This window comes from Patulibacter sp. SYSU D01012, from assembly GCF_017916475.1.
GTDB lineage: Bacteria > Actinomycetota > Thermoleophilia > Solirubrobacterales > Solirubrobacteraceae > Patulibacter.
Genome location: NZ_JAFMTB010000002.1, coordinates 1,220,298 through 1,242,981, shown reverse-complemented (window position 1 = coordinate 1,242,981; position 22,684 = coordinate 1,220,298). Strand labels below are relative to the sequence as shown.

General features: G+C 76.7%; 15 protein-coding genes. 2 read left to right on the top strand and 13 right to left on the bottom strand.

What is annotated here, in order from left to right:
• Window positions 1-19: 19 nt before the first annotated feature.
• From acs to J3P29_RS15200, 3 genes are all read right to left on the bottom strand, one after another.
• The gene (gene acs / locus J3P29_RS15210; RefSeq protein WP_210494679.1) at window positions 20-2,002 is read right to left on the bottom strand and encodes an acetate--CoA ligase; all 1,983 of its coding nucleotides are present in this window, start codon (window positions 2,000-2,002) and stop codon (window positions 20-22) included.
• A gap of 274 nt (window positions 2,003-2,276) precedes the next feature.
• The gene (locus J3P29_RS15205) at window positions 2,277-5,525 is read right to left on the bottom strand and encodes an Ig-like domain-containing protein (protein ID WP_210494677.1); all 3,249 of its coding nucleotides are present in this window, start codon (window positions 5,523-5,525) and stop codon (window positions 2,277-2,279) included.
• A gap of 216 nt (window positions 5,526-5,741) precedes the next feature.
• The gene (locus J3P29_RS15200; RefSeq protein ID WP_210494674.1) at window positions 5,742-5,900 is read right to left on the bottom strand and encodes a hypothetical protein; all 159 of its coding nucleotides are present in this window, start codon (window positions 5,898-5,900) and stop codon (window positions 5,742-5,744) included.
• A gap of 240 nt (window positions 5,901-6,140) precedes the next feature.
• Between J3P29_RS15200 and J3P29_RS15195 the strand changes: the two genes are divergently transcribed.
• Complete coding sequence (locus tag J3P29_RS15195; protein ID WP_210494672.1) at window positions 6,141-7,712, top strand: hypothetical protein; 1,572 nt, start codon at window positions 6,141-6,143, stop codon at window positions 7,710-7,712.
• Between the two features lie 111 nt (window positions 7,713-7,823).
• Here the strand turns inward: J3P29_RS15195 and J3P29_RS15190 are convergent, their stop codons facing one another.
• Genes J3P29_RS15190 through J3P29_RS15160 form a run of 7 tightly spaced genes read right to left on the bottom strand, consistent with a single transcriptional unit; the run spans window position 7,824 to window position 17,123 of the window.
• A complete protein-coding gene (locus tag J3P29_RS15190) occupies window positions 7,824-9,200 on the bottom strand; it encodes a hypothetical protein (protein WP_210494670.1) in 1,377 nt (458 codons plus the stop codon).
• Window positions 9,197-10,711 (bottom strand): hypothetical protein, encoded by a 1,515-nt coding sequence (locus tag J3P29_RS15185; RefSeq protein WP_210494668.1) that lies wholly within the window; start codon window positions 10,709-10,711, stop codon window positions 9,197-9,199. The genes J3P29_RS15190 and J3P29_RS15185 overlap by 4 nt, the downstream gene beginning before the upstream one ends.
• Window positions 10,708-11,790, bottom strand: a complete 1,083-nt coding sequence (locus J3P29_RS15180) for a hypothetical protein (RefSeq protein WP_210494666.1) — start codon at window positions 11,788-11,790, stop codon at window positions 10,708-10,710. Before J3P29_RS15180 ends, J3P29_RS15185 begins: the two co-directional genes overlap by 4 nt.
• On the bottom strand, window positions 11,787-13,580 hold the full coding sequence (locus J3P29_RS15175; protein ID WP_210494664.1) for a hypothetical protein: 1,794 nt from the start codon (window positions 13,578-13,580) through the stop codon (window positions 11,787-11,789). The genes J3P29_RS15180 and J3P29_RS15175 overlap by 4 nt, the downstream gene beginning before the upstream one ends.
• Entirely contained in the window at window positions 13,577-15,811 is a 2,235-nt protein-coding gene (locus tag J3P29_RS15170; RefSeq protein ID WP_210494662.1) for a glycosyltransferase, read from the bottom strand. The genes J3P29_RS15175 and J3P29_RS15170 overlap by 4 nt, the downstream gene beginning before the upstream one ends.
• A complete protein-coding gene (locus J3P29_RS15165) occupies window positions 15,808-15,999 on the bottom strand; it encodes a hypothetical protein (protein WP_210494661.1) in 192 nt (63 codons plus the stop codon). Before J3P29_RS15165 ends, J3P29_RS15170 begins: the two co-directional genes overlap by 4 nt.
• Window positions 15,996-17,123: a hypothetical protein gene (locus J3P29_RS15160; protein ID WP_210494659.1), complete on the bottom strand. Its 1,128-nt coding sequence runs from the start codon at window positions 17,121-17,123 to the stop codon at window positions 15,996-15,998. Before J3P29_RS15160 ends, J3P29_RS15165 begins: the two co-directional genes overlap by 4 nt.
• 859 nt (window positions 17,124-17,982) lie before the next feature.
• Here J3P29_RS15160 and J3P29_RS15155 point away from each other — a divergent pair.
• Window positions 17,983-19,059: an NDP-sugar synthase gene (locus tag J3P29_RS15155; protein ID WP_210494657.1), complete on the top strand. Its 1,077-nt coding sequence runs from the start codon at window positions 17,983-17,985 to the stop codon at window positions 19,057-19,059.
• Between the two features lie 86 nt (window positions 19,060-19,145).
• Here the strand turns inward: J3P29_RS15155 and J3P29_RS15150 are convergent, their stop codons facing one another.
• The 3 genes from J3P29_RS15150 to J3P29_RS20490 all read right to left on the bottom strand — a co-directional run bounded on the left by J3P29_RS15150 (window position 19,146) and on the right by J3P29_RS20490 (window position 22,451).
• Window positions 19,146-19,322: a hypothetical protein gene (locus J3P29_RS15150; RefSeq protein ID WP_210494655.1), complete on the bottom strand. Its 177-nt coding sequence runs from the start codon at window positions 19,320-19,322 to the stop codon at window positions 19,146-19,148.
• Between the two features lie 115 nt (window positions 19,323-19,437).
• Entirely contained in the window at window positions 19,438-20,871 is a 1,434-nt protein-coding gene (locus J3P29_RS15145) for a choice-of-anchor D domain-containing protein (protein ID WP_210494653.1), read from the bottom strand.
• Complete coding sequence (locus tag J3P29_RS20490) at window positions 20,871-22,451, bottom strand: hypothetical protein (protein WP_210494651.1); 1,581 nt, start codon at window positions 22,449-22,451, stop codon at window positions 20,871-20,873. Before J3P29_RS20490 ends, J3P29_RS15145 begins: the two co-directional genes overlap by 1 nt.
• Window positions 22,452-22,684 lie beyond the last annotated feature (233 nt).

Sequence of the window (22,684 nt, the reverse complement as noted above, 5' to 3'; positions counted from 1 at the left end):
CGCCCCGACCGGCGGCGGCTCAGGCGCCGGCGCCCCAGCGGTCCTGCAGGGTGGTGACGACGCTCGGGTCGGCGAGCGTGGTGACGTCGCCCAGGTCGCGCTCCTCGGCGATGTCGCGCAGCAGGCGGCGCATGATCTTGCCCGAGCGGGTCTTCGGCAGGTCGCTCGTCCAGACGATCCGCTTGGGGCGGGCGAGCTTGCCGATGCGGTCCGCGATGTGCTGGTTGACCTCGGCCTCGATCCGGTCGGAGCCCTCCGTGTCGCCGTTCAGCGTCACGTAGGCGACGATCGCCTGGCCGGTCAGGTCGTCGGCCTTCGCCACGACGGCGGCCTCGGCGACGTGGGGGTGGGCGACGATCGCGGACTCGACCTCCGCGGTCGACAGGCGGTGGCCGGAGACGTTGATGACGTCGTCGACGCGCCCGATGACCCAGATGTAGCCGTCCGCGTCGATGCGGGCCGAGTCGCCGACGAAGTACGTCGTCTCGCCGAAGCGGGACCAGTACGTCGACACGTAGCGGTCGGGGTCCTGGTACAGCGTGCGCAGCATCGACGGCCACGGGCGGGGGATGGCCAGCAGGCCCTCCCCTTCGGTCACGCGCTCGCCGGTCTCGGCGTCGAGCACCTGCACGTCGATGCCGGGCAGCGGCGTGCCGGCCGACCCGGGCTTCGCGTCGTCGACGCCCGGCAGCGTCGTGATCATCATCGCGCCCGTCTCCGTCTGCCACCACGTGTCGACGACGGGGCAGCGCTCACCGCCGACGACGTGCCAGTACCAGAGCCAGGCCTTCGGGTTGATCGGCTCGCCGACCGACCCGAGCAGCTTGAGCGACGACAGGTCGTGCGGCGCGACGTGCTCCACTCCCCACTTCATGGCCGCCCGGATCGCCGTCGGAGCGGTGTAGAACTTCGTCACGCCGCGCTTGGCGATCAGCTCCCACCAGATGCCCTGGTGCGGGTAGTCCGGGGCGCCCTCGTACATCACCGAGGTGACGCCGTTCGCGAGCGGGCCGTAGACGATGTAGGAGTGGCCGGTGATCCAGCCGACGTCGGCCGAGCACCAGTAGACGTCGTCGTCCTGCAGGTCGAAGACCTGGCGCAGCGTCGTCGTCACGCCGGTCAGGTAGCCGCCGGTCGTGTGCTGGATCCCCTTCGGCTTCGCCGTCGAGCCGGAGGAGTACAGGATGAACATCGGCGCCTCGGCGTCGAGCGGCTCCGGATCGACCGGCTCCGCCGCGGCGACGACCTCGTCGAAGAAGACGTCGCGCCCGTCGGTCATCGGGGTGTCGTCCAGGCCGGCGTGGCGGACGACGACGATCTTCTCCAGGCCGTCGAGCTGGCCCATGGTGCGGTCGACCTCGGGCTTGACGGCCGTGGTCTTGCCCTTGCGGCGCGAGCCGTCGGCGGTGACGAGCACCTTCGCGCCCGAGACCTCCATGCGCTCGGCGACCGACCCGGCCGAGAAGCCGCCGAAGACGACGTTGTGCACCGCGCCGATGCGGGTGCACGCGAGCATCGCGACGACGACCTCGGGGATCATCGGCAGGTAGATCCCGACGACGTCGCCCTGCTGCACCCCGAGCTGCCGCAGCGCGCCGGCGAAGCGGGCGGTCTGGTCCAGCAGCTCGGCGTACGTGACGTCGCGCGTCTCGCCCTCCTCGCCGTGCCAGTGGTAGGCGACCCGGTCGCCGCGGCCGGCCTCGACGTGGCGGTCCAGGCAGTTGTCCGAGACGTTGATCCGGCCGCCCTCGAACCAGCGGTAGAAGGGGGCGTCGTCCTCGTTCAGGGCCGTCGTCCACTCCTGGCTCCAGCGCAGCTGGCGGGCCTGCTCCTCCCAGTAGGCGACGGGATCGGCGGCCGCGCGGGCGCGCAGCTCGGGGTCCGTGATCTCGGCCTGCGCGGCGAACGGGGCCGGCGGCGTGAAGCGCTCCTGGCCGAGCAGCTCGCTCAGGCGGGCTTCGACGCCGTCCTCCGTCAGGGTCCTCGGGGTCTCGGTGCTCATCTCGGGGTCCTCCGTCGAGATCGGGGCGGGGAAGGGCGGCGACGCGCGGTGGGCGCGGCCTCGACCTCGAACCTACATGGGTGCGCGAGCGCACAGAGCGTCGCGGCGGGCGCGGGCCCGCCGAACGGGCGATGTGGCGCGCCAACGCTGCACGGACGTTGCGTTCCGCGCCCCCGGCGGCCCCTCGGCGGCAGCGGGCCACCGTCGCCGCCGAGGGGCCGCCGGGGGAGGAGCCGGCGGGCGGGGGCGGGCGGCGGCCCGCCCCCGGCGCCGGTCAGCGGACCACGTAGGCGCTGCGGGCCGAGGCGCGGCTGCCGCGCACGCGGGTGCCGACCAGCAGGCGTCCGGTCGCCTCGGCGCGCACCGTCAGGCGGTAGCGGCCCTTGGCGTCGATGCGGGCGCGCCCGACGGGCCGCAGCGTGCCGCGCGGGTCGGGGCACGCGCCGGCGCCGCCGAACGCCAGGATGGAGCGCGCGCGCCCGATGCGCCGCAGGTCCACGCGGCCCCGCAGGGTGACCGTCCCGCCGGAGCGTCGGACGGCGGTGAGCGCGTTGGCGCGGTGCAGCTGGACGCCGATCGAGCTGCGCCCCCGGTCGACGACGCGGTAGCGCACGTCGTTGCGGCGCAGCTTCGCCGTCGGCGCCACGCGGATGCCGAAGCGGCCGTCAGCGCCGACGACGGCCGTGCCGACGCGGCGGTTGCGTCCGTCGATCACCGCGAGCTTCGTCCCGCGGGGGCTCGACGAGTACCCGCGCACGACGATGCGTCCGCCGGCGCGCGCGACGGTCGTCACGGCGGTCGTGGGACGGGGGCACTCCGCGGCGTCCAGGACGCTGCGCGGCGGGTCGGCCGGCGTCGTCGGCGTCGTGCCCTGCGGCGTCGTCGGCGTCTGCGGCGTCGCCGGGGTCTCCGGCCCCGCGACGCGGCGCTCGACCGTGGTCGCGGCCGTGACGGCGCTGTTGCCGGCGGCGTCGACCTGCACCACGCGGATCGTGTAGGCGCCGGCCGCGGCGGGCAGGGTGACCGTGGCGGTGTCGCCCGAGGGGACGGGGACGGTGGCCACGACGGTGCCGCTCGCGTCGAGCACCTCGACCCGCACCTCGGCGGCGCTCGGATCGCGGACGAAGGAGACCGTGAACGGCGCGGTGCCGTCGGTGCCGCTCGGGACGGTCGGCGCGGGGCCCGGGTCCGGGGCCTCGCGGTCCAGGACGACCTCGGCGGTCGGCGTGCGCGCGACGTTGCCCGCAGCGTCGACCTGCCGGACGCGGATCCCGTAGGCGCCGTCGCGGTCGGGCAGCGTGACGTCGGCCTCGTCGCCGCTGGGCACGGCGATCGCGTCGAGGAGTCCGCCGTCGGCGTCGAGCAGCTCGACGGTCACCGTCGTCGCGGAGGGGTCGCGCACGAAGCGCACGGTCCGCTCGCGGCCGGTGGCGGACCCGTCGACGGTCGGCGCGGGGCCGGGATCGGGAGCCTGGCGGTCGAGCACGACGTCCGTGCCGGGCGTGCGCGCGTCGTTGCCGGCGGCGTCGGTCTGCCGCACGCGCACGGTGTAGGTGCCGTCGACGTCGGGGAGCGTCACGTCGGCGCGGTCGCCGGACGGCACCGCGACGCTGTCGACGAGCCGGTCGTCGGCGTCCCGGATCTCGACCGCCACGGTGGCGGCGTCGGAGGCGCGGGTGAACGCGACGGAGCGGGTGCGGCCGTTCTGGTCGCCGGTGACGGTCGGCGCGGGGCCGGGCTGCGGGGCGACGCGGTCCAGGACGGCCGGCGCGGTCGGGCTGCGGTCGACGTTGCCGGCGGCGTCGGCCTGCCGCACCCGCACCGCGTAGGCGCCGTCGGCGTCCGGCAGGGTGATCTCGCCGCTGTCGCCCGAGGGCACCGCCACGGTGTCGAGCACGGTGCCGTCGGCGCCGAGGACCTCGAGCGCCACGTCGGTGGCCGACGCGTCGCGGGTGAAGGTCACGGTGCGCCCGCGGGCGTTGCCGTCGCCGGTGATCGTCGGCGCCGGCCCGGCGTCGGGGGCCTGCCGGTCGAGGGTCAGCGCCGGGCTCGTCACGACGGAGTCGTTGCCGGCCGCGTCGGTCAGCGTCACGCGCACCCGGTAGGTGCCGTCGGTGGACCCGAGCTGCACCTGGGCGCTGCCGCCCGTCACCGTCGTCGCGGCGCCGACGGGGGCGCCGTCGGCGTCGAGCACCTGCGCGGTCACCGTGGTGGCGTCGGACGGGCGGTTCAGCGTGACCGTGCGGGCGATCTCCGGCGACGCCACGGGCGTGACCGCGAGCTCCAGGCCGGACGTGTCGGGCCCGGTCCGGTCGAGCGTCGCCTGCGCCACGGCGCTCGTCGACTCCAGGGCGCGGTTCGTCGTCCGGCGCACGCGCACGTCGTACGTCCCGTCGGCGTCGGGCAGCGTGATGACCTCGGTGCCGTCGTTCCCCGCGTCCGGCCAGCTCTGCTGCACGGCGCCGCCGGCGTCGAGCAGCTCGACGACGGCGTCGGTCACGTCGGAGGCGCGGCTGAACGTCACCGTGCGGGTCCGGGCGTTGCCGGCGCCGGAGATCGTCGGCGCGGCGGTGGACGGGGGCGACGGGGCGACGAAGGTGGCGTCCGCGGTGGTGACGGGCCCCTCGGCGTTCTCGGCGCGCACGCGGTAGTGGTAGGTCTGCCCGGGCTGCAGCCCGGTGAGCGGCACCGAGAACGGCTGGGGGCCGGTCGTGCTGCCGGGCAGCTGCACGGCGGTCGTCGTGGCGCCGTAGCTCGTCGTCGTCCCGTACTCGACGGTGACGCTCGTGTCGAGCCCGTGGGCGTCGACCGAGCCGGTCACGCGCAGCGGGCCGGTGGCAGGCACGCTGGCCGTCAGGTCGCGCGGGCCGGCGAGCGACTCCAGGGTGAGGGCGACGTCGTCCAGGTCCACGTTGCCGCTCGTGACCGCGGACACGTTGGTGGTCACCGCCACGCCGAGCGCCAGGCGGTAGGTGCGCCCGGCGACCAGGGCGGAGGGCGGGACGACGACGGTCTGCGTGCCGAAGGACGCCGACGCCGCCGACAGCGACACGTCCGGCAGCGCGGTGGAGGACGCCGGGTCGTTCACGTCGACCAGGCGCCGCGTCAGGCGGACGCTGCCGATGGCCAGGAGGGACGCGATCTGCGGGCGGACCTTCACCGACAGGCTCGCCACGTCGGTGCCGGACGGCGCGGCGAACGACGGGGAGGTCCACGTGATCGTCGTGGTCCCCAGGACGCCGAGGAGGGTGCCGAACGTGTCGCGCAGGTGGCCGTCCGCGGCGCCGCCGAAGCCGCCGGTCGAGCGGTAGCTCGGCGTGGCGGTGGGGCAGGTGACGCCGGGGATGCAGGCGAGCCCGCCGTAGTCGACGGCGCTCGTCCATCCGCCGTTCGTGGTCGCGAACGTCCGCGCCTCTTCGGGGGTGGGCAGGACCGTGGGCGGGGCGGCCGCGGCGGTCGAGGTCAGGGCGGCGGCGCCCGCGAGCGCTGGAAGCACGGCGCGGACGACGAGACGGTGAGGCATGGGGTCCTTCGGAAACGGTGGGGGATGTGCGCCGTACGCCCGGCGCCGTGAAGCGCTGTATAGCGCCGATGTGGACGGTGTGCACGTCGTCGGGCGGGCGGCCCGCCGATCCGGGCGTGGATCCCCCGTCTGCGAGGCCCGATCCTCCGTCGTTCGAACGTTCGGCCAGGCCCGCGGCCCGCCGGGCGGCCGGGCGGCCTGGCGCCCGCCCGGCGGTCACTCGGCGCCGCGGCGGCGGACGAAGACGGGCCCCCGCTGGTTGCCGACGACGCGCAGCACGTACGCCTCGCGGGTGTAGGAGTAGCGGAGCAGCGGGCGCAGGGCGCCGAGGAGGAGCGGGTGCAGGGCGTGCCGGGGGCGTGGGGTCGTGCGCATGTGGGCGGGCCGGTCGGGGACGGGGCGGCGGGCGGAGGGGGAGGTCGTTCACCTCGTCGTACGCCGCCGCGCGGGCCGTCCTGACGCGGCCCGACCCCGCTCGACGATCGGCCGGGCGATCGGTGTGCCGGCGTCGAACATCGGCGCATCGCGGCGCCGTGTGGGTCGTACACTCGGCCAGCTGTACGCCCGAAACGGCCCGGTGGCGCGAGATCGGGGTCCGTCTGCCGATACTTCCCTGTGGCCTCGTTGCGCTCATGGCTCTCCCGCGGCGTCGTCCTGCTCGGTGCAGGCGCGCTCGCGACCCTTCCGGCCGCGGCGGCCCCGACGCCGGCCGCGGCGGCGGGCTGCGGCGCGGTGCTGTCGGCGACCCTCGACACCCGCGACCCGACGGCCCTGCTGGACGCGCCGGTCGCGACCGTGCGCCGCCGGGGCGGTCGCGCCGTCACCGGGGTCCGCGTGACCGTCTCGCGTGGCGGCCGGACGTACGCCACGGGCACCGCGCGGCGGCTGTCGGGCGCGCGCACGCCCGTGACGCTGCACGTGCGCCGCGCGCCGACGGCCGGCACCTACCGGGTGCGGGCGACGGGCCGGGCCGCCGGCTGTGGCCGGGTCGCGGCCACCCGCCGCTGGGCGATGGACCGCCCGTCGCTGCCCGTCCGCGCGACGCTGCGCGGCCAGACGACGGAGGGCGCCGCCACGGTCGTGCGCGTGCTGCTGCGCTCGGTGGCGGGCCGCCCGACGCGCGGCGTCCGGGTGAAGCTCGTCGACGGCGACGGCCGCACGGTCGCCTCGGCGGCCGTCGGGAGCCTGCGCACGCGGACCGAGGTCGCGCTGCGGGCCAGCGGCCGCCTGACCGCGGGCACGTACCGCGCGGTCGTCTCCGGGACGGCCGGCGGCCGCTCGGCCCGCGCGACGAGCACCCAGACGCTTCGCCTGAGCGCGTCGTCGGCAGGCCCGGACGCGGCCACGCCGACGCCGTCGCGTCAGCGCGCGGTCCTGGACTGGAGCGGCGGCAGCTCGACGGGACGCGACGTCGTCGGCGCGGTCCTGCCCGGCATCGGGCACGCCGAGCTCCTCTGCCGCACGGACGCGCAGGGCCTGCGCGTCTTCCCGACCGACCTGCGCCGCGAGGTCGCGATGATGACCTGGACGTACAAGGACTGGGGCGGCGGCCGCGAGAAGGCGCTGCGCGAGGCGCTGCACGCCGGCAACACCGGCCCGGACTTCACGGAGGGGCTGAACAAGTTCTCGCCGCCCGAGGGCACGTCCACCGGCGAGTTCATCGCGCTCGTGAGCGACCGCGGGCCGATCGGGTCGGGCGCGCCGACCGACCTGGCGGCGCCGGTCGCCGTGCGGGTGACCTGGGCGTGGGCGTTCCCGGGCGGCACCGGCTCGCGCTGCCACGTCGAGGCGACGGTGCTGGCCGCCACCGGCGACGGCGTCGCGCCCCCGCCGGCCGCCGCCCAGGTCGTCTGGCGCGGCGACGCCTCCGCGCCCGGCCACGACGCCGCGGCCGTCGACGTCCCCGGCGTCGGCCGCCTCGACCTCGTCTGCCAGGCCGGCCCGACGGGGCAGCGCACCGTCACGCTCCAGGCCCCGGGCGGCACGGTCGTCACGCGCGAGGCGTCGACCGACGCCGCCGTCCCGTACGGCGCCGGGCCGCTCGTGGCCCAGCTGCCCAACAACGGGCAGCTCGAGCTGCGCACCCCGGCGGGCGCGAGCGTCCTGATCTCGTCCCGGTGGAAGGTCAACGACCCCGATCCGGTGCAGAACTCCTGCGCCGTCGCGGCCCTCGGCGTCGCCGGGTAGCCGCGGGCCGCGCGGCCCGGACCGGCCCGCCGCGAGCGCCGGCGCGGGGGCGGCGGCGACCCGTGGCGCGGCCGGCCGGCGCCGGCCGGCCGGGCCCGGGGTGCGCGCGGGCTACTTCCCGCGCGTGACGACCCGCACGCGGCGGCTGGTGCCCAGCGCCCCGCGCCCGTAGCGGCGCACCTGCTCGGTCAGGTAGCCGCCGTCGTCCTCGCCGCCGCCGGCGGTGGCGTGGTCGTCGGTGCGCACGCACGCGCAGGTGTCGTCCGGGAACGCCGAGCCGAAGAGGACGGCGACGACGCCGGCGTCGCGGTAGCGGCGCAGCAGCGGACGACCGGGCGCGCCGAGCAGCGCCTGCACCTTGTCGTCGCGGTAGTGGCCCGGCGTGTCGTCCATGACCGGCGAGACGGTGTTGCCCGGCGGGACCTGCCAGAGCACGCCGGGGCGCTTGGTCCCGCGCAGCACGCCGCGGACGAACTCGACGTGGCGGTCGTAGTTCTCGGCGGTCCACTGGGCGTCCCGGGCGGCCACGCCGTCGACCTTCTCCTGGTAGCCGGCGGTCCGGTTGGCGAACTCGAAGGTCAGCAGGTCGAAGGGGCGGCCCAGCGAGCGCCAGAACGCGGTGGACAGGCCGATCATGCGCTCGACGTCGGCGGCGGAGGGGTCCGACCCGACGATGTCCTTGTTCGTGCCCCAGATCGACACGGGGTAGGCGAGCAGGACGTTCGGCGCGACCTCGTCGCGGATCCGCGTCACGAGCCGCGCGAAGCCGGCGACGGTGTTCGGCAGGCCCTTCGCGCGCCGGTCCGTCCCCTTGATGCGGGCCGGCGTGCTCGCGCCGCCCGCGCCGCCCGCGTGCTGCTGCACGTAGCCCCACAGGTCGGGCTCGACCTGCAGCACGGCGGGGCCGTCCCCGGCCGCGGCGCCCATGCGCGTGAGCGCCAGGCGCAGGTCGGCGACCACCGCGCGCATCGTCTTGCGGCTGGCGAGGCCCCGCAGCACCTTCTGCGTCTCGTCGGGCGCGGACGCGGTGGGCGGCGTCTCCTGCAGCACGTAGTACGACAGGAACGGGATCGTCCCGTTCGCGCGGGCGTCCTCGACGTAGGCGCTCGCGTAGGAGCCGCCGCCGGTGCGCCACGTGTCCCAGGACCCGTCGGTGCCGGCCCCGCCGGACAGGTAGTGCCAGCGCAGCCCGAAGGGGGCGCGGCCGCGCAGCTTGGCGGCGCCGTCCTCCTGGTCGATCAGGCCGATGGACAGCGAGCGCGGCCAGCCCGTCCGGGACGTCGCCCGCGTCGCGGCGGTGTTCGTCGTCGTGTCGGCGGGGCGGGCGTCGCCGCCGATGCCGGCCAGCTGCTGCTCGGCGCGCGGGGCGCCGGCGACGCCGGGCGGGGCGGGGCCGTCGTCGCCGGCGCTGCCGCCGCAGGCGCTCAGCGCGAGGGCGGCCGAGGCCGCGAGGGCCGCGCCGGCGCGGGCGGGGCGGACGCGGGTCACGGCGTCGCCTCCCCGCCGATGCCCGGGGTGGCCGACGGCGAGTTGATGCCGGGCACGCCGCCGGTCGCGGGGGCCGGGGTCGTCGACGTCGTCGTGGGGGCGCTCGTGCCGCCGGCGGTCGTGCCGGTGGTCGTCGACGCCAGGCCGAGCGCGCGGCGGGTGCGGGCGATCGCCGACAGGGACAGGCCCGCGACGTCGCTCTGGGCGGCCAGCTCGGCGTTGCGGTCCAGCAGCACCTTCAGCAGCTGCTTCGCCGCCGCGCCCTGCCGGATCCGCTTGTCGCCGTAGATGTAGAGCGGGATCGTGAGCGGGTACTGCAGCGACGCGATCGTGTCCTGCGACGGGAAGCGGCAGTCGGGCTTGGACCCGGCGGAGGCCCGCATCCGCGGGTCGATCTCGAGCGGGCGCAGCACGTCGGCGTGGGCCTCGTAGTACGGGTAGCTGACCAGGCCCAGGCGGCCGTCGGACAGGGCCGCCTCGAGGTGCTCGGCCCGGTACTGCCGGCCGGCGCGGGCCAGCTCGCGGCGGTTGATCCGGTCCTGCTCGCGGCGGGCCTCGCGCTTGGCGGCGTTGACCCGCTGCGCGTTGCGCCGCTCGAGCGCGTCGGGGTCGCCGACGGCCTCCTTGCGCCGCTCGCGCGCGCGGTTCTCGCGCCGGATCTGCGCGACGACCCGGCGGGCGGCGGCGTCCTCGGCGTTGCGGATCGCCCGCGACTGGGCCGCCCGGCGCGTGTCGGCCTGGCGGCGGACGTACGCGGCCGTCTCGCGGTCCAGGCGCTCGAGCAGGTCCTCGCCGGCCACGAAGGCGCCGACGTCGGAGCTCGACTCCAGCGCCTGCAGGTCGCTGCGGAACTGGTTGAGCGCGACGCCGCCGAGCTGGCGGCTCAGCGCCCGCACGCCCAGCGCCTGCAGCACCGCGGCGCTGTTGCGGTTGATCGCGGCCGCGAAGCGGCGGTCGAAGAAGCCGATCTGCTGCCAGTTGCGCACCGTCGAGCCCTGGCCGAGCAGGGCGCGGACGCCGCCCATGGTCAGGCAGTCGCCGCCGATGTCGGTGCCGTTGCGGGTGACGAGCACCGCGGTGGCGTAGCCGACGGTGACCGGCCGGCCGACGTCCAGGCCGTTGGCCTCGCACTGCGCCTGCTCGGCCGCCGAGATCCGGCGGCCGGCCTGCAGCAGGTCGACCCGGCCGGCGCACAGGTCGGCGAACCCGGTGTCGGTCGGGGCGACCGACGTCTGGGTCGTCAGCGTGCCGAGGCGGTGGATCCGCTCGACCGCGTGGGCGGTCATCGACGTGGACGTGCGGGTGGAGACGGCCAGCACGCCGTCGGGCCGGGTCGGCAGCGCGGCGCGGCGACTGCGGACCGTCGCGGCGTCCTGCTGCTCGCGCACCTGGCGCGCCTCGGCGGCCTGGCGGTCGCCCTGCACGACCTCGGCGTTGGTCTGCACGCCGCAGGCGGCGAACGGCAGGGTGCTCAGGGCGGCCAGCGCGGCCGCGGCGTGGCGGCGGCTCATCGCGTGGCCTCCGGCGGCGCGTCGGGGTCGAGCTGCAGGGATCCGGTGGAGAGCACGTCGAAGTCGGAGAGCTTGATCGCGGCCAGGTCGTTGCCGCGGAGCACGGTGCGGTAGTCGCCGTTGCGCTGGGCGTACAGGGTGGGGGAGTCGGCGCGGTCGACGACGATGGCCCCGTAGGTCATGAGCGCCTGGACGATCGCCGTGGCGCCGGGGCTGAGCTCGTCGCGCCGCTGCAGGCGGGCGACCGCCGACGCGCGCAGGCGCAGGCGCGCCCCCTCCGGCACCGAGCGGTTGGAGCCCAGGCCGTTCGTCGTGGACGCGGGCCGCACGAAGCGGCCGGCCCGCGGGTTGGGGATCGCGATCGCGAGGGCGTGCGGGATGGTGCCCGAGCGCAGCTCGACCGGCCGGATCAGGCCGCCCAGCATCGGCAGGCCGGAGCCGCGCAGGCTGGGCGCGCGGGGCGTGCCGTTCTGGGCGAGCGGGCCGGCGCCGTCGCCGGTCAGGCGCCACTTGCGGGCGAACGCGTAGGCGATCGTGTCGCCGCCGCGGCGGGCGCGCCACAGGTCCCAGACGATCCCGGCCTGCTCGTCGACGAGGACGAGCCAGCCGTCGTGTCCCGGGTCGGGGACCGCGTCGGCGGGCAGCGTCAGCGTCGCGGGCGGCGGATCGCCCTTGCGGCCGCACGCCCCCTGGCGGCAGACCATCTTGACGGTCGAGCCGGTGCCGACCCGGTACACCCCGGGCGCCCAGCCCGTGGTGTTCACGTACAGGTTGCGGTTGTTGCGCTCGCGGTCGTGGCTGGTGCGGTCGCGGGTGGCGAGCGGGGACTCCGACGCGATCTTGATCATGCGCGCGGAGTGCGGCGCGGGCGGCAGCGAGCCGATCGTGCGGTTCCAGGCGCTGGTCGTGGCGAACGGCTGGCGGCCGCCGATGTCGACGGTCGTCGGGGCGGCCGCGCCGGCCCGGACCGTCGTGGCGGGCCGGGCGGCGGCACCGTCGTCGTCCGAGCCGCAGCCGACGGCGGCGAGCGCGGCGACGGTCAGCAGCGCGGTCAGGGCGCGCGCGGACGGACGGCTCATCGGCTGCCCCCGGGCGCGGTCGTGCTGGTGGTCGTGCCGCCGGTCGAGCCCGCGGCGGCGGCGCCGCCGGTGGTGCCGGGGCCGGCGGCCGCGCCGCCGGGCGCGGCGGGCGTGCGCCGGGTCTTCGTCGGGTCGGTGCGCGCGACGGACACGAGCGTGTAGCCGCCGTACGAGAAGACGGGCCGCAGGCCGGGGCGCCGCCCCTGGGCCACGCCGGGGTAGGTCGTCGCGACGCTGTCCTCCTGGCGCCGCGTCACGAGCAGGTACTGGACCGCGCCCCACGGGTTCTGCAGGGTGCGCAGGAAGGCGGCGTCGCCGTGGTCGACGCGGTCCAGGAACACCTCGGGCCGACCGGTCAGCAGGATCACGCCGCCGGTCGTGGAGTTGTCGGCCAGCACGGCGTCCGGGCGGCGCCCGGCCATGACCTTCACGAACGCGGCCATGCGCTGCTCGGCGCGGATGCCGACGGGGTAGCCGCCCCGCGAGCTGGTGCCCTCCTGGTCTGTCTGCTGCACGAGCGCGCGGAGGAACGCCTGCTCCAGGTTCTGGTACGGGTAGCGATCCATCGCGAGCGCGGCGGCCGGGAACGCGATGGCGAGCGCGATCAGCCCCATGATGCGGCCGGTCGCGCCGTCGACCCGGGCCAGCCAGATCACGGCGACGGTGCCGATCACGCCGACCGGCAGCATGGCGCGCAGCGTCAGCAGCGACATGTCGTCGTGGACCAGCGCGTTGCCGGCGACGAGCGCGATGCCGGTGAGGGCGAGCACGAGGATGCCGGCGGCGACGTTGTCGCGGTTCTTCGCGCGGGCGACGAGGCCGAGGAGCCCGAGGGCGGCCGTGATCGCCACGCCGGCGGTCAGCACGCCCAGGTGCTCGAGGAACGGCGCCAGCTCGACGTGCTGCGCGCCGTTCGAGCGGCTCGTGCCGCCGAAGGGGCGGGCGTCCAGCAGCCAGCCGAAGGGGTTCGACGCGATGATCCAGCACGCCATGACCCAGACGACGAGGATCGCTCCGACGGGGGAGAGCAGCGTCGTCAGCAGCCCGCGCTGCTCGTCCTCGTCGGCGTTGCGCGCGGCCAGCACCCAGGCGAGCACGGCCGCCAGGACGATGGCCATGGCCAGGAAGCCGAAGCGGGACATCGCCAGGAGCGCCAGGAACAGGCCGACGCCGGCGATGAAGCGCGCCTGGTCCTCGATGGCCCAGGTCATCAGGAAGTACGCGGTGGCGGCGAGCGCCCACACGTAGATCATGTCCGGCATGCCCGTGGTGGCGTAGAAGAGCCACAGGGGGTTCAGGCCGATCAGCAGCACGCCCACCACCCGGATGGGCAGCCCCAGGCCGCAGCGCGCCATCGTGCGGTGGAGCATGGTGAGCGCCGCGGCGCCCCAGAAGCCCGAGGCCACGGGGAGCGCGACGAGCGAGCTGGCGAGCGGCTTGACGATCGCGAACGGCAGCAGCCCGATGGTCTGCAGCGGCGGGTCGGTGAAGCCGATCGCGGCGAGCTTGGCGGGGTCGTTGTGCCACACGTAGAACGCGCGGCTCATCAGGTCCAGCGCGTCGCCGGGCACCACGTGCTGCGTGATCACCACGCGGTAGCCGATCGCGGCGAAGACGAGCCACGACAGCAGGAAGACGAGCGCCGTCTCCACGCCGCCCACGTGGACGGGCGCCGGCACGTCGTCGGGCCGACGGCGCGAGCCCTGGCCGACCGGACGGGGCGCCGCCGCGTCCAGGATCGGCGCGACGGGACGCTGCGGGACGGGCAGCTCGGGGGCCTGCGTGCTCACTTGGCGCTCCCGGCCGGCGCGGTGGTCGCCGGCGCGTGGTGGGCGTCGAGCCCGTGCTCGGTCTTCTCCCAGTAGAAGGGGTTCGTGATCAGCTGCCAGAAGCCCTTCCAGGCGGCGATCGACATGAAGCCCCAGTAGATCGGCGAGAACAGCGCCTGGGTGACCAGGCGGAAGTAGCCGCGGTGGATCGTGCCCGCGACGTTCGCGTAGATGAAGACGAAGTTGCCGACGACGAGCTGGACGACGGCCGCGTAGAAGATGAAGCCGGGGAACAGCTGCCGGATCACGTCGAGCTGCGTCAGCGTGAACAGCGTCGTCAGGCCCCAGAAGATCGGGTTGATCAGGAAGGTGAAGGTGCCGCCGATGATCAGCTGGAACGAGATGAAGCCCTTCGGGCCCATCTGCTGCCACAGGCGCACGGGGTTGCGCATGTGGACCAGGTACGTCTGGAAGTAGCCCTTGATCCAGCGGGAGCGCTGACGCACCCAGTTGGGGAGGTCCGAGTTGGCCTCCTCGTACGTCGTCGAGTCGATGACCGCCGTCTCCAGGCCGGCCTTGTACAGGCGCACGCCCAGGTCGGCGTCCTCGGTCACGTTGAACGGGTCCCAGGCGCCCAGGCGCAGCAGGTCCGCCGTCTTGAAGTGGTTGGACGTGCCGCCGAGCGGGATGACCGCCTTGGCCTTGTCCAGGCCCGGCAGCATCAGGTCGAACCACATGGAGTACTCCGTGGTGAACCAGCGCGTCAGCAGGTTCTGCTCGGAGTTGAAGTAGTTGAGCTTCGCCTGGATGCAGGTGACGTTGTCGGCCGACTTGCGGAAGGCGGCGATGACGCGCTTGAGCTGGCTCGGGTCCGGCCGGTCCTCGGCGTCGTAGATCACCGTGATCTCGCCCTCGGCCTGGATCAGCCCGTAGTTGCAGGCCTTCGGCTTCGTCTTCGGCAGCGAGTCCGGGACGATGACGAGCTTGAAGTGCGGCGGCAGGTCGAGCGCGCGGATCGCGTCGATCGTCTCGTCGTCCTCCTCCTCGCAGAGCAGGCGCACGTCGAGCTTGTGGCGCGGGTAGTCCAGGCCGTGCACGCCGCGCACGAGGGCGGGCACGACGGCCGCCTCGTGGAAGAGCGGGACGAGGATCGTGTAGACCGGCAGCGTCGCGTCGTCGATCGCGTCGACCTCCTCCTGCGACACGTGGACGCCGGCGTGCTCGCCGAGCGACCCGAGGACCAGGCGCAGCTTGTAGAGCGACACCGCCAGGTGGAACAGGCCCAGGGCGGCGACGACGACGATCAGCGTGGTCATCGTCCACAGCACCAGGCAGGCGGCCAGGACGAGCCCCATGACGGCGAGCGCGACCCGCTGGCCGCGCGTGGTCACGCGATCGCCCGAGTCCTGCGGGTTGGTCTCGCGCAGGCGCGCGACGGCGGTGCGCGAGTAGGCGTCGCGGTTGACGCGCTGCTGGATCAGGTCGATCTCGGTCGCCGTCGCCAGCAGCTCGTGCAGGCGCAGGTCGGTCTCGCCCTGCAGGCGGGCGCGCTTCTCGGGCGTGAGGATGTCGGACGCCGCGAGCAGCAGCTCGCCCTCGCGGATCGCGAGCGGGACGACGTGCAGCTCGCGCTGGACGGCCTCGGGGACCTCGGCGAGCGCGTCCGGCTCGGGGTCGACGGCGCCCAGGTCGATCGCCTCGACGTCGTGCAGCTCGGCGAGGGCGCGGAGCAGCGCGTGCTCGTCGATGACGCCGGCGTGCAGCAGCTGCTCGCCCAGGCGGCCGCCGGTCTCCTCCTGCGCGCGCAGGGCGTTGTCGACCTGCGCGGCGGAGACGGCGCCCTGCGTGATCAGCACGTCGCCGAGCAGGGACTGCCGCAGGCGCGGCGCGGCGTCCTCCGTCGGGCGGTTGAAGCGCTTGGCGATCGCGCGCTCGAGCGCGTCGCTCGCCGCGATCCGCAGGCGGACCGGCCGGCCCAGGGCAGCCTCGAGCGTGGCCTGCAGGTCCTCCTGGTCGGGGTTGGCGACCGCGACCTCGACGGCGCCGTCGCGCAGGCCCGTCGGCAGGGCGAGCAGGCGACGGCAGGTGCGCTCGTCCAGGAGCTGGGCCACGAGCGGGCCGTGGTGCTCGTCGCCGAGGACCACGAACTCCAGGCCGCGGCGTTGGGCCGTGCGGCGGGCCCACGCCTCGGCCAGCGAGGGCCGGGGCTCGTGGTCGCCCACCGGGACGAGCTGCAGGACGTTGTCGCTCATGCGGAGGCTCCGTCGGGGGCCGGGGCGGGCGCGGCCGCCCGCTGCTGGGCGCGCTTCTTGCGCCGCTTCGCCTGCCACGTCATGACGACGTAGGCCAGCAGGATCACGATCGCGGGCGCCACCAGGAACGCCGCGAAGAAGACGCCGAAGGCGAGGACGACGCCCAGGGAGACCAGCAGCGCCTTCATGCCGCCTCCGTCTCGAGCTGGACCACGATGCGCCCCTCGACCAGGCGGCACGACGCGACCGGCCGGCCGAGCTCGGTGCGCAGCATGCCGGCGAGCGGGAGCGGACGCTCCAGCGTGATGGTGAGGAGGACGTCGCTGCCCTCGAAGGCGGTGACGGCCAGGTCCTCGACGCCGTGGAGCGCCCGGATGCGCGCGTCCAGGTCGTCGAGCTCGTCGAGCGAGAAGACGGGGCCGATCATGGCCTCGACCTCGCCGGCGCTCAGCAGCGGCACCTCGGCCAGGCTCGCGACGTGGCGGGTGCGGGCGTTGTGGCCGAACGGCTCGGGCTCGTCGTCGAACCCGCCCGACTGCGGGACGGCCGCGGGCCAGGACGGCGACGTCGGCGCCGCCGCCGGGGTGGGCGGGGCCGGGGCGGGGAAGGGGTAGGGCGCGGGGTCGCGCGGCGCGGCCGGCTCGGCGGCGGGCGGGAACGGCGCGGCGGCGCCCGCGGGCGGGAACGCCGGCCGGGGCGTCACCGGCGGCGTCGCGGGCGCGGCCGGCTCGGGGGCCGGGGCGGCCGGTCCGGGGTACGGCACGCCGTAGGGGTCGGCGGCCGGCGCGTACGGCGGCGGGTACGCCCACGGGCTGGGGGTGCTGCCCGGGGCGGGCGCTGCGGCGGCGGCCGCCTGGAGCGGGTCGATGGGCGGCAGCGCGACGTGGTCCGCGCGGCGCCGGGGGATGTTCGACGCGCGGTGCCGGGGCGGCTCGGCGACCGGGTCGTGGTCGCCCGGCCCCGCGGCGGCCGGCGCGGCGCCGGCCGCGCCGACGCCCTCGGCGGGCGCCGCCGGCGAGGGCGCGGCGGGCGTGGAGTCGGGGATGGGCGGCAGGATCGCGTTCGGATCGACGGCGGCGAGCTGCCCCGCCAGCTGGCGCAGCGCCTGCTGCGTGGCCGCGAGCTCGCGGCCCAGGCGCTCGGCGACGCGGAGCAGGTGCTCGACGGCGTTGGCCGGCGGCGCGTCGTCGGAGGCGGAGCCGGGGGGCGGGACGTCGGCGGGGCGCGTGGTCATCGGGTCGATCTCGGGGATCTCGACGTACGAGCCCGAGGTGGGCGGTGTGGGGGGCTCGTACGGTGTGTCGCGGGTCATGGGGCGGGTGGGGTGCCAGAACGGCGCACCGTTGTCAGCTTCGGCGCGCGGGCGGCGCACCTTGATCGGAGCGGGGGCGGAATGGACGGTTGTCCATCATCCGTCCACTGGTCTGCGGGGCGGCATCGGGGTTCTCGGCGACCGGGGCGCGGGGGAGGCGTCCGACGACGACGGGAGCTTCCCGCCGCCCCGTATCGATCCGGTGGCGTTCGGGTGGCCGCCGCGTCTCTGGAGCAGGATGACAGCGCGCGTACCCCTTGTCTGCCCCTGGTTGCGCGGTCTTCGCCTCGGGACCGCACCGGAACGCCGTTCGCATCGCTCCTCAACCTACGCCCCCGTCGCCGTGGCGGATGCGCCCGGGGCGACGGGACGCGACGGGCGGCACGCGGACGTACTGGACGCCCGACGGCCGCGCATGTCCGGTCGCCGAGCCGGGTACGGACCCGCGCATGCCGTGGATCGTGCTGCTGGCGTCGTGGATCGCCCTGAACGTCGGCGTGGTCGGCGTCGCCGCCCGCGTCCGCGGTCGTGCCGCCTCCGCCTCCGCATCCGCATCCGTTGCGCGCCCGCGCGCGTACGGACGCGCATGGGATGGCTCGCGGAGCTCGTGATCGCCTGGATCGCCCTGGACGGCGCGATCGTCGCCGGCCTGGTGGCGGTGCGTCGCCGGTCGCGGGCCGAGGCCCCCGCTGCACGCCGTCTTGCAGCGGGCGGCGACCGATACCGAACAGATGGCTAACCGCTGCGTCCCCGCTCACGGTGCCGCCGTAGAACTCCCGACCACACGAGCGGGAACGCGGCGATCGGCCGGGTCCCGGCACCCGGCGGCGTGGCCGCCCCGAACCCCCCGGAGGGACCCATGCAGGCAGTCATCCTGGTCGGCGGCAAGGGCACGCGTCTGCGGCCCCTGACGGCGGATCGGCCCAAGCCGATCGTCCCGATCGTCGATCGGCCGTTCCTGGCGTACGCCCTCGAGTGGGTCGCCCGGCACGGCATGACGGACGTCGTCCTGTGCTGCGGGTTCCGGTCCGACGCGGTCGTCGAGGCCATCGGCGACGGCTCCCGGTTCGGCGTGCACGTGACCTGGGTCTTCGAGCCGGAGCCCCGCGGCACCGCCGGCGCGCTGAAGATGGCCGAGGAGCACCTGCAGGAGCGCTTCGTGCTCCTGAACGGCGACGTCCTGACCGACATGGACCTGTCCGCCCAGATCCGGGCCCACGAGGCCACCGGCGCGCGCGCCACGCTGGGACTCGTGCCCGTCGAGGACCCCACCGCGTACGGCCTCGTCCGCCTGGACGACCGGGACCGCGTCACCGGGTTCCTCGAGAAGCCGAAGCCGGAGGAGATCGACACGGACCTGATCTCGGCCGGCGCCTACGTGCTGGACCGCGACGTGCTCGACCTGATCCCGGCCGGCCGCGAGGTCTCGATCGAGCGCGAGGTCTGGCCGCGCCTGGTCGGCGAGGGGCTGCACGGCTTCGTGCACCGCGGCGCGTACTGGATGGACATCGGCACGCCCCAGCGCTACGTGCAGGGCGTCGCGGACGTCCTGGCCGGCCGCGTCCGCTCCGCGGTCGTCGATCGTCTGGCGGGCGGTCCGGTCCACCCGGCCGCCGACGTGCACGCGACGGCGACCGTCGCCCCGGACGCGCTCGTCGAGGCGGGCGCCCGCGTCGGGGCCGGCGCGGTGATCGGCAGCGGCAGCGTCGTCGCGGCCCACGCCGTAGTCGAGGCGGGGTCCCGCCTGGAGCGGGCGATCCTGCTGCCCGGCGCCCGCGTCGCCGAGCACGCCGAGCTGCGCGAGTGCGTCGTGGGGCAGGACGCCACCGTCGGCGCCGGCTGCCGCGTCGGCGACCACCTGATCCTGGCCGACGGCGCGCTCGTCGAGGCGGGCACGCAGCTCGCCGGCGCGACCGTCGCGACGGCGCAGGCGTAGGGCGGCGCCCGGGGCGCCGAGGCGGCCCCGGGCCGCCGCGACGGCTCCGGCGGGTCGGGGCGCCGGCCCCGCCCGCCGGGCGCGCCTCAGCGGACCGGGGCGGCGCTGATCGGCGCGACGAAGCCGTGGTCGCCGGCGTAGGGCGAGGTCGCGGCGGCCGCCACGACGCCCACGCCGAGCGCGAGCGCCAGGACCGGCCCGGCGAGGCCGGCCACGACGGCGGAGCGGAGCGGGATGGCTGCGGTGGTGGGGGGCGTCGACACGACGGTGGCTCCTCGATCGCTTGTATAGGGCCACCGACGACTGTACGCCTCGATCGGCACGAGCGCTAGTGGCAGGCGCCACGAGCATGCGGCACGCCGACCACCGGGCCCGCGACTAGCGGGCGCCCGGCAGCCGGAAGCGGCCGGTCAGGACCGTCGTCCGCCCGGCCTCGCGCACGATCACCCGCACCCCGTAGCTGCCGCGGACGGGCGCACGGCGCGCCGTGACCTGCACGCGCTGGCGATCGCCCGGGCGCAGCGTCCGGGTGCCGGACGCCACGGTGCGGCCGGCGCGGGTGACGGTCACGCGCACGCGCCGGGTGCCCGTGGCGCGCGACAGCTCGACCGCGCAGCGGGCTGCTCCCTCGCCGCCCTGCGCGGGGGCGCACCGGTACATCGCGGTCAGGCCCGCGCGCCCGCGGGGGCCGCGCAGCCCGACGGGGCCGCGCGGGCCGGGCGGCCCGGCCGCCCCGGCGTCGCCGCGGTCGCCCTTCGGGCCGGCCGGGCCGAAGGGGCCCCGCGCGCCGGGGGCGCCATCGGGGCCGTGCGGGCCCGGCGCGCCCGCGGCGCCGTCCGGTCCCTCCGGCCCGGCGGGGCCGGACGCGCCGTCCGCGCCGGCGGGCCCGGCCGGGCCCTGCGGGCCGGTGCCGCCGGCGGCGCCCGCGGGACCGTCCGGGCCGGCGGGTCCCGCGGGCCCGGCGGGGCCGGTCGGCGCGGGGCCGGCGGTGCCGGTCAGCGTGACCGGGGCGTTGTGGTCGTCGGCGCCCGAGACGAGCGTCAGGTCGGCCGTGCGGGAGCCGCGACCGGTGTCGTCGGCGGGGCCGAACCGCACGGTCACGGTGCACGTCCCGCCCGGCGGGACCGTCGTGGCGCCGCAGTCGTCGCCGGCGAGCACGAAGTCGTCGCGGTCCGTCCCGGTGACGGCCGCCCGCCGCACGGCGACCGGGTCCGCCGAGGCGTTCGTGAAGGTGACGGTCCGGGCGGCGCCCAGCGTGCCGGCGGGCTGGGCGCCCCAGGCGACGGGGTCGGTGGCGTCGGGGGCGAACCGCGGCGTCTGCGCGACGGCGAGGAAGCCGCCGTTCTGCCCGGCGGATCCGAGGACCGTGCCGGCGTCGTCCAGGTACACCGCCTCGCCGTCGGGGTACGGGCGCGCTGGGTTGATCACCCCGTTGTCGACCGAGTGCGTCGTGTAGAAGACGTACCGGGCGCCGGCCTCCAGCAGCACGTCGGGACGGACGGTCAGCGGCTCGTACCAGACGCCGTCGGGAAGGGGCTGGCCCTGCCACACGGTCGGGCCGGTGACGCCGTCCTCGTAGCGCACCAGGGTGGGCACGGCCCCCACGGGCACGTCGATCAGGCCCATGGTGAGCTCGTGCAGGAACGGCTCGCCCGCGGGCATGCGGAAGGACTGGCCGGTGATGTAGCGCCCCGAGCCGAAGCCGCCGTTGGCGATGCCGCTGCCGAACGTGGAGGCGTGGGCGGCCGGCGCGGCGGCCGCGCACGCCAGCGCGACGGCCGCCGTGGCCGCCAGGCGGCGCACGGCGGGCATCAGCGGCCGCCCTTCGGCGCGGCCGCGACGAACGTGCGGCTGAGGGTGCGCGGCCGGTGGCCGGGGCGGGCGACGGACACCTGCACCCGGTAGCGCGCCCCGGGACGCAGCTCGGCGCCGCGGACGAGCCGCAGCGCCACGCGGTGGGCCTGGGGCGAGCGGACGGTGCGCGTGCCGGTGGCGACGGTGCGCCCGGCGCGGGTGATCCGCACGCGCACGGTGCGCCGCGTGCGCGCGCCGGCGGGGTCGGCGAACGTGACGAAGCACGCGGTGGCGTAGTCGCCGCCGCGGGTGGCCGGCTGGCAGCGGTAGACGGCGGTGGCGCCGTCCTCGCCCGCGGGGCCGGTCAGGCCGATCGGGCCGGCCGGGCCGGGCACGCCCTGCGGGCCGGGGTCGCCCTTCGGGCCGCGGGCGCCGGCGGGGCCGGGCGCGCCGGTGGCGCCTGGCGTGCCGGCCGGGCCGGGGGCGCCGGTCGCCCCGGTGGCGCCGGCCGGGCCGGTGGCGCCCGCGGGGCCGTCGGCGCCGGCCGGGCCCTGCGGCCCGGCCGCGCCGGGCGCACCGTCGGCGCCCGCGGGGCCGGCGGGTCCCTGGGGGCCGGTCGGCCCGGCGGGGCCCTGCGGGCCGGTAGCCGCCGGCGGGGCCGCGGTCCCCGTCAGGGCGAGGGGCTCGCCGGCCACGCCGTCCGCGTCGACGGCGTGCAGGGCGGCGCGCTGCGTGCCGTCGGTCGCGTCGGCGGGTGCGTACCGTACGCCGACGGTGCAGCGGGCGCCCGGGGCGAGCGTCTCGCCCGTGCAGTCGTCGCCGGTCAGCAGGAAGGCCGACGCGTCGTCGCCGTCGACGACCAGGCGGCGCAGCGTGCGGTCGCCGAGGCCCGTGTTCGTGACCGTCACGCGGTGCGCGGGCGACAGGCCCCCCGCCGGCTGGGTGCCGAACGCCCCGTCGCCCGCGGTGTCCAGGGCGCCGGCGCGGAAGTCGACGGCGAAGGCGAGCAGGCCGGCGGGGTCGGAGTCCGCGCGGATCCAGGGGGAGGTGTCCCAGCGGGAACGGTCGGTCTCGGTCGTCACCCACTCGACCTCGCCCGGCAGGGCGCTGCGGACGGCTTGGGCGAGCGTGGCGTCGTAGGGTGCTGTGCCGTCGTCGGACCTGCCGGTGATGAGCAGCGCCAGCCGGTCCCCCGCGGTCACCGGCACGCGGGGCAGGGCGTAGGTGCCGTCCACGTGAGGCGTCGGGCCGGTGAAGGTCGGGCCGGTGCTGGACGCCAGGACCGGGCCCGCGGGCCGGTCGCCGTCCCAGCGCCGCACGAGCAGCCGGATCCCGGTGGTCTGCGACGCGGAGCGGATCACCACGCGGTCCAGGTGCGTGACGCCGGCCGGGACGGTGAACGGCTGGGCGGCGCCGACTGCGCCGCCGGACGGGGCGACGGTCAGGAACGGGTTGTCGAGCGTGGCGCCGAGCGTGGACAGTGTGGTCGTGCCCGACGGCGCCGCGGAGGCGGCGGCGGGCAGGACGAGCAGCGCGGCGACGGCGACGGCCGCGGCGGCGGGGCGCCGCGCGGGGCGGCAGAGGGGACGTGCGGGCATGGGGAGCCGGAGCGGCCGGCGGCGGAGCGGGGACGGGGACGGGGCACCGGGCGGCGCGCCGATGTGAACAGTGTTGACTTCTAGCGCTTCTGGGCGGCGCGCGGAAGGTGCGGCGGGGCTTCTGGACGGGTGTTCCGGGCCCGGGGCCGGCCGGCCCCCGGAGCGCGTCGGTGCGGTGGCGCGCGGTGGTCGGCGCGTGCGGGCGCCCAACGGCCACGGGTGCTCGACTCCCG

Excerpts from the sequence above, each read along its gene's own strand:
- J3P29_RS15185 (WP_210494668.1), bottom strand. The coding sequence starts at position 10,711 with ATGAGCCGCCGCCACGCCGCGGCCGCGCTGGCCGCCCTGAGCACCCTG.
- J3P29_RS20490 (WP_210494651.1), bottom strand. The coding sequence starts at position 22,451 with ATGCCCGCACGTCCCCTCTGCCGCCCCGCGCGGCGCCCCGCCGCCGCG.
- J3P29_RS15145 (WP_210494653.1), bottom strand. The coding sequence starts at position 20,871 with ATGCCCGCCGTGCGCCGCCTGGCGGCCACGGCGGCCGTCGCGCTGGCG.
- J3P29_RS15165 (WP_210494661.1), bottom strand. The coding sequence starts at position 15,999 with ATGAAGGCGCTGCTGGTCTCCCTGGGCGTCGTCCTCGCCTTCGGCGTC.
- J3P29_RS15200 (WP_210494674.1), bottom strand. The coding sequence starts at position 5,900 with ATGCGCACGACCCCACGCCCCCGGCACGCCCTGCACCCGCTCCTCCTC.
- J3P29_RS15205 (WP_210494677.1), bottom strand. The coding sequence starts at position 5,525 with ATGCCTCACCGTCTCGTCGTCCGCGCCGTGCTTCCAGCGCTCGCGGGC.
- J3P29_RS15170 (WP_210494662.1), bottom strand. The coding sequence starts at position 15,811 with ATGAGCGACAACGTCCTGCAGCTCGTCCCGGTGGGCGACCACGAGCCC.
- J3P29_RS15160 (WP_210494659.1), bottom strand. The coding sequence starts at position 17,123 with ATGACCCGCGACACACCGTACGAGCCCCCCACACCGCCCACCTCGGGC.
- acs (WP_210494679.1), bottom strand. The coding sequence starts at position 2,002 with ATGAGCACCGAGACCCCGAGGACCCTGACGGAGGACGGCGTCGAAGCC.
- J3P29_RS15155 (WP_210494657.1), top strand. The coding sequence starts at position 17,983 with ATGCAGGCAGTCATCCTGGTCGGCGGCAAGGGCACGCGTCTGCGGCCC.
- J3P29_RS15180 (WP_210494666.1), bottom strand. The coding sequence starts at position 11,790 with ATGAGCCGTCCGTCCGCGCGCGCCCTGACCGCGCTGCTGACCGTCGCC.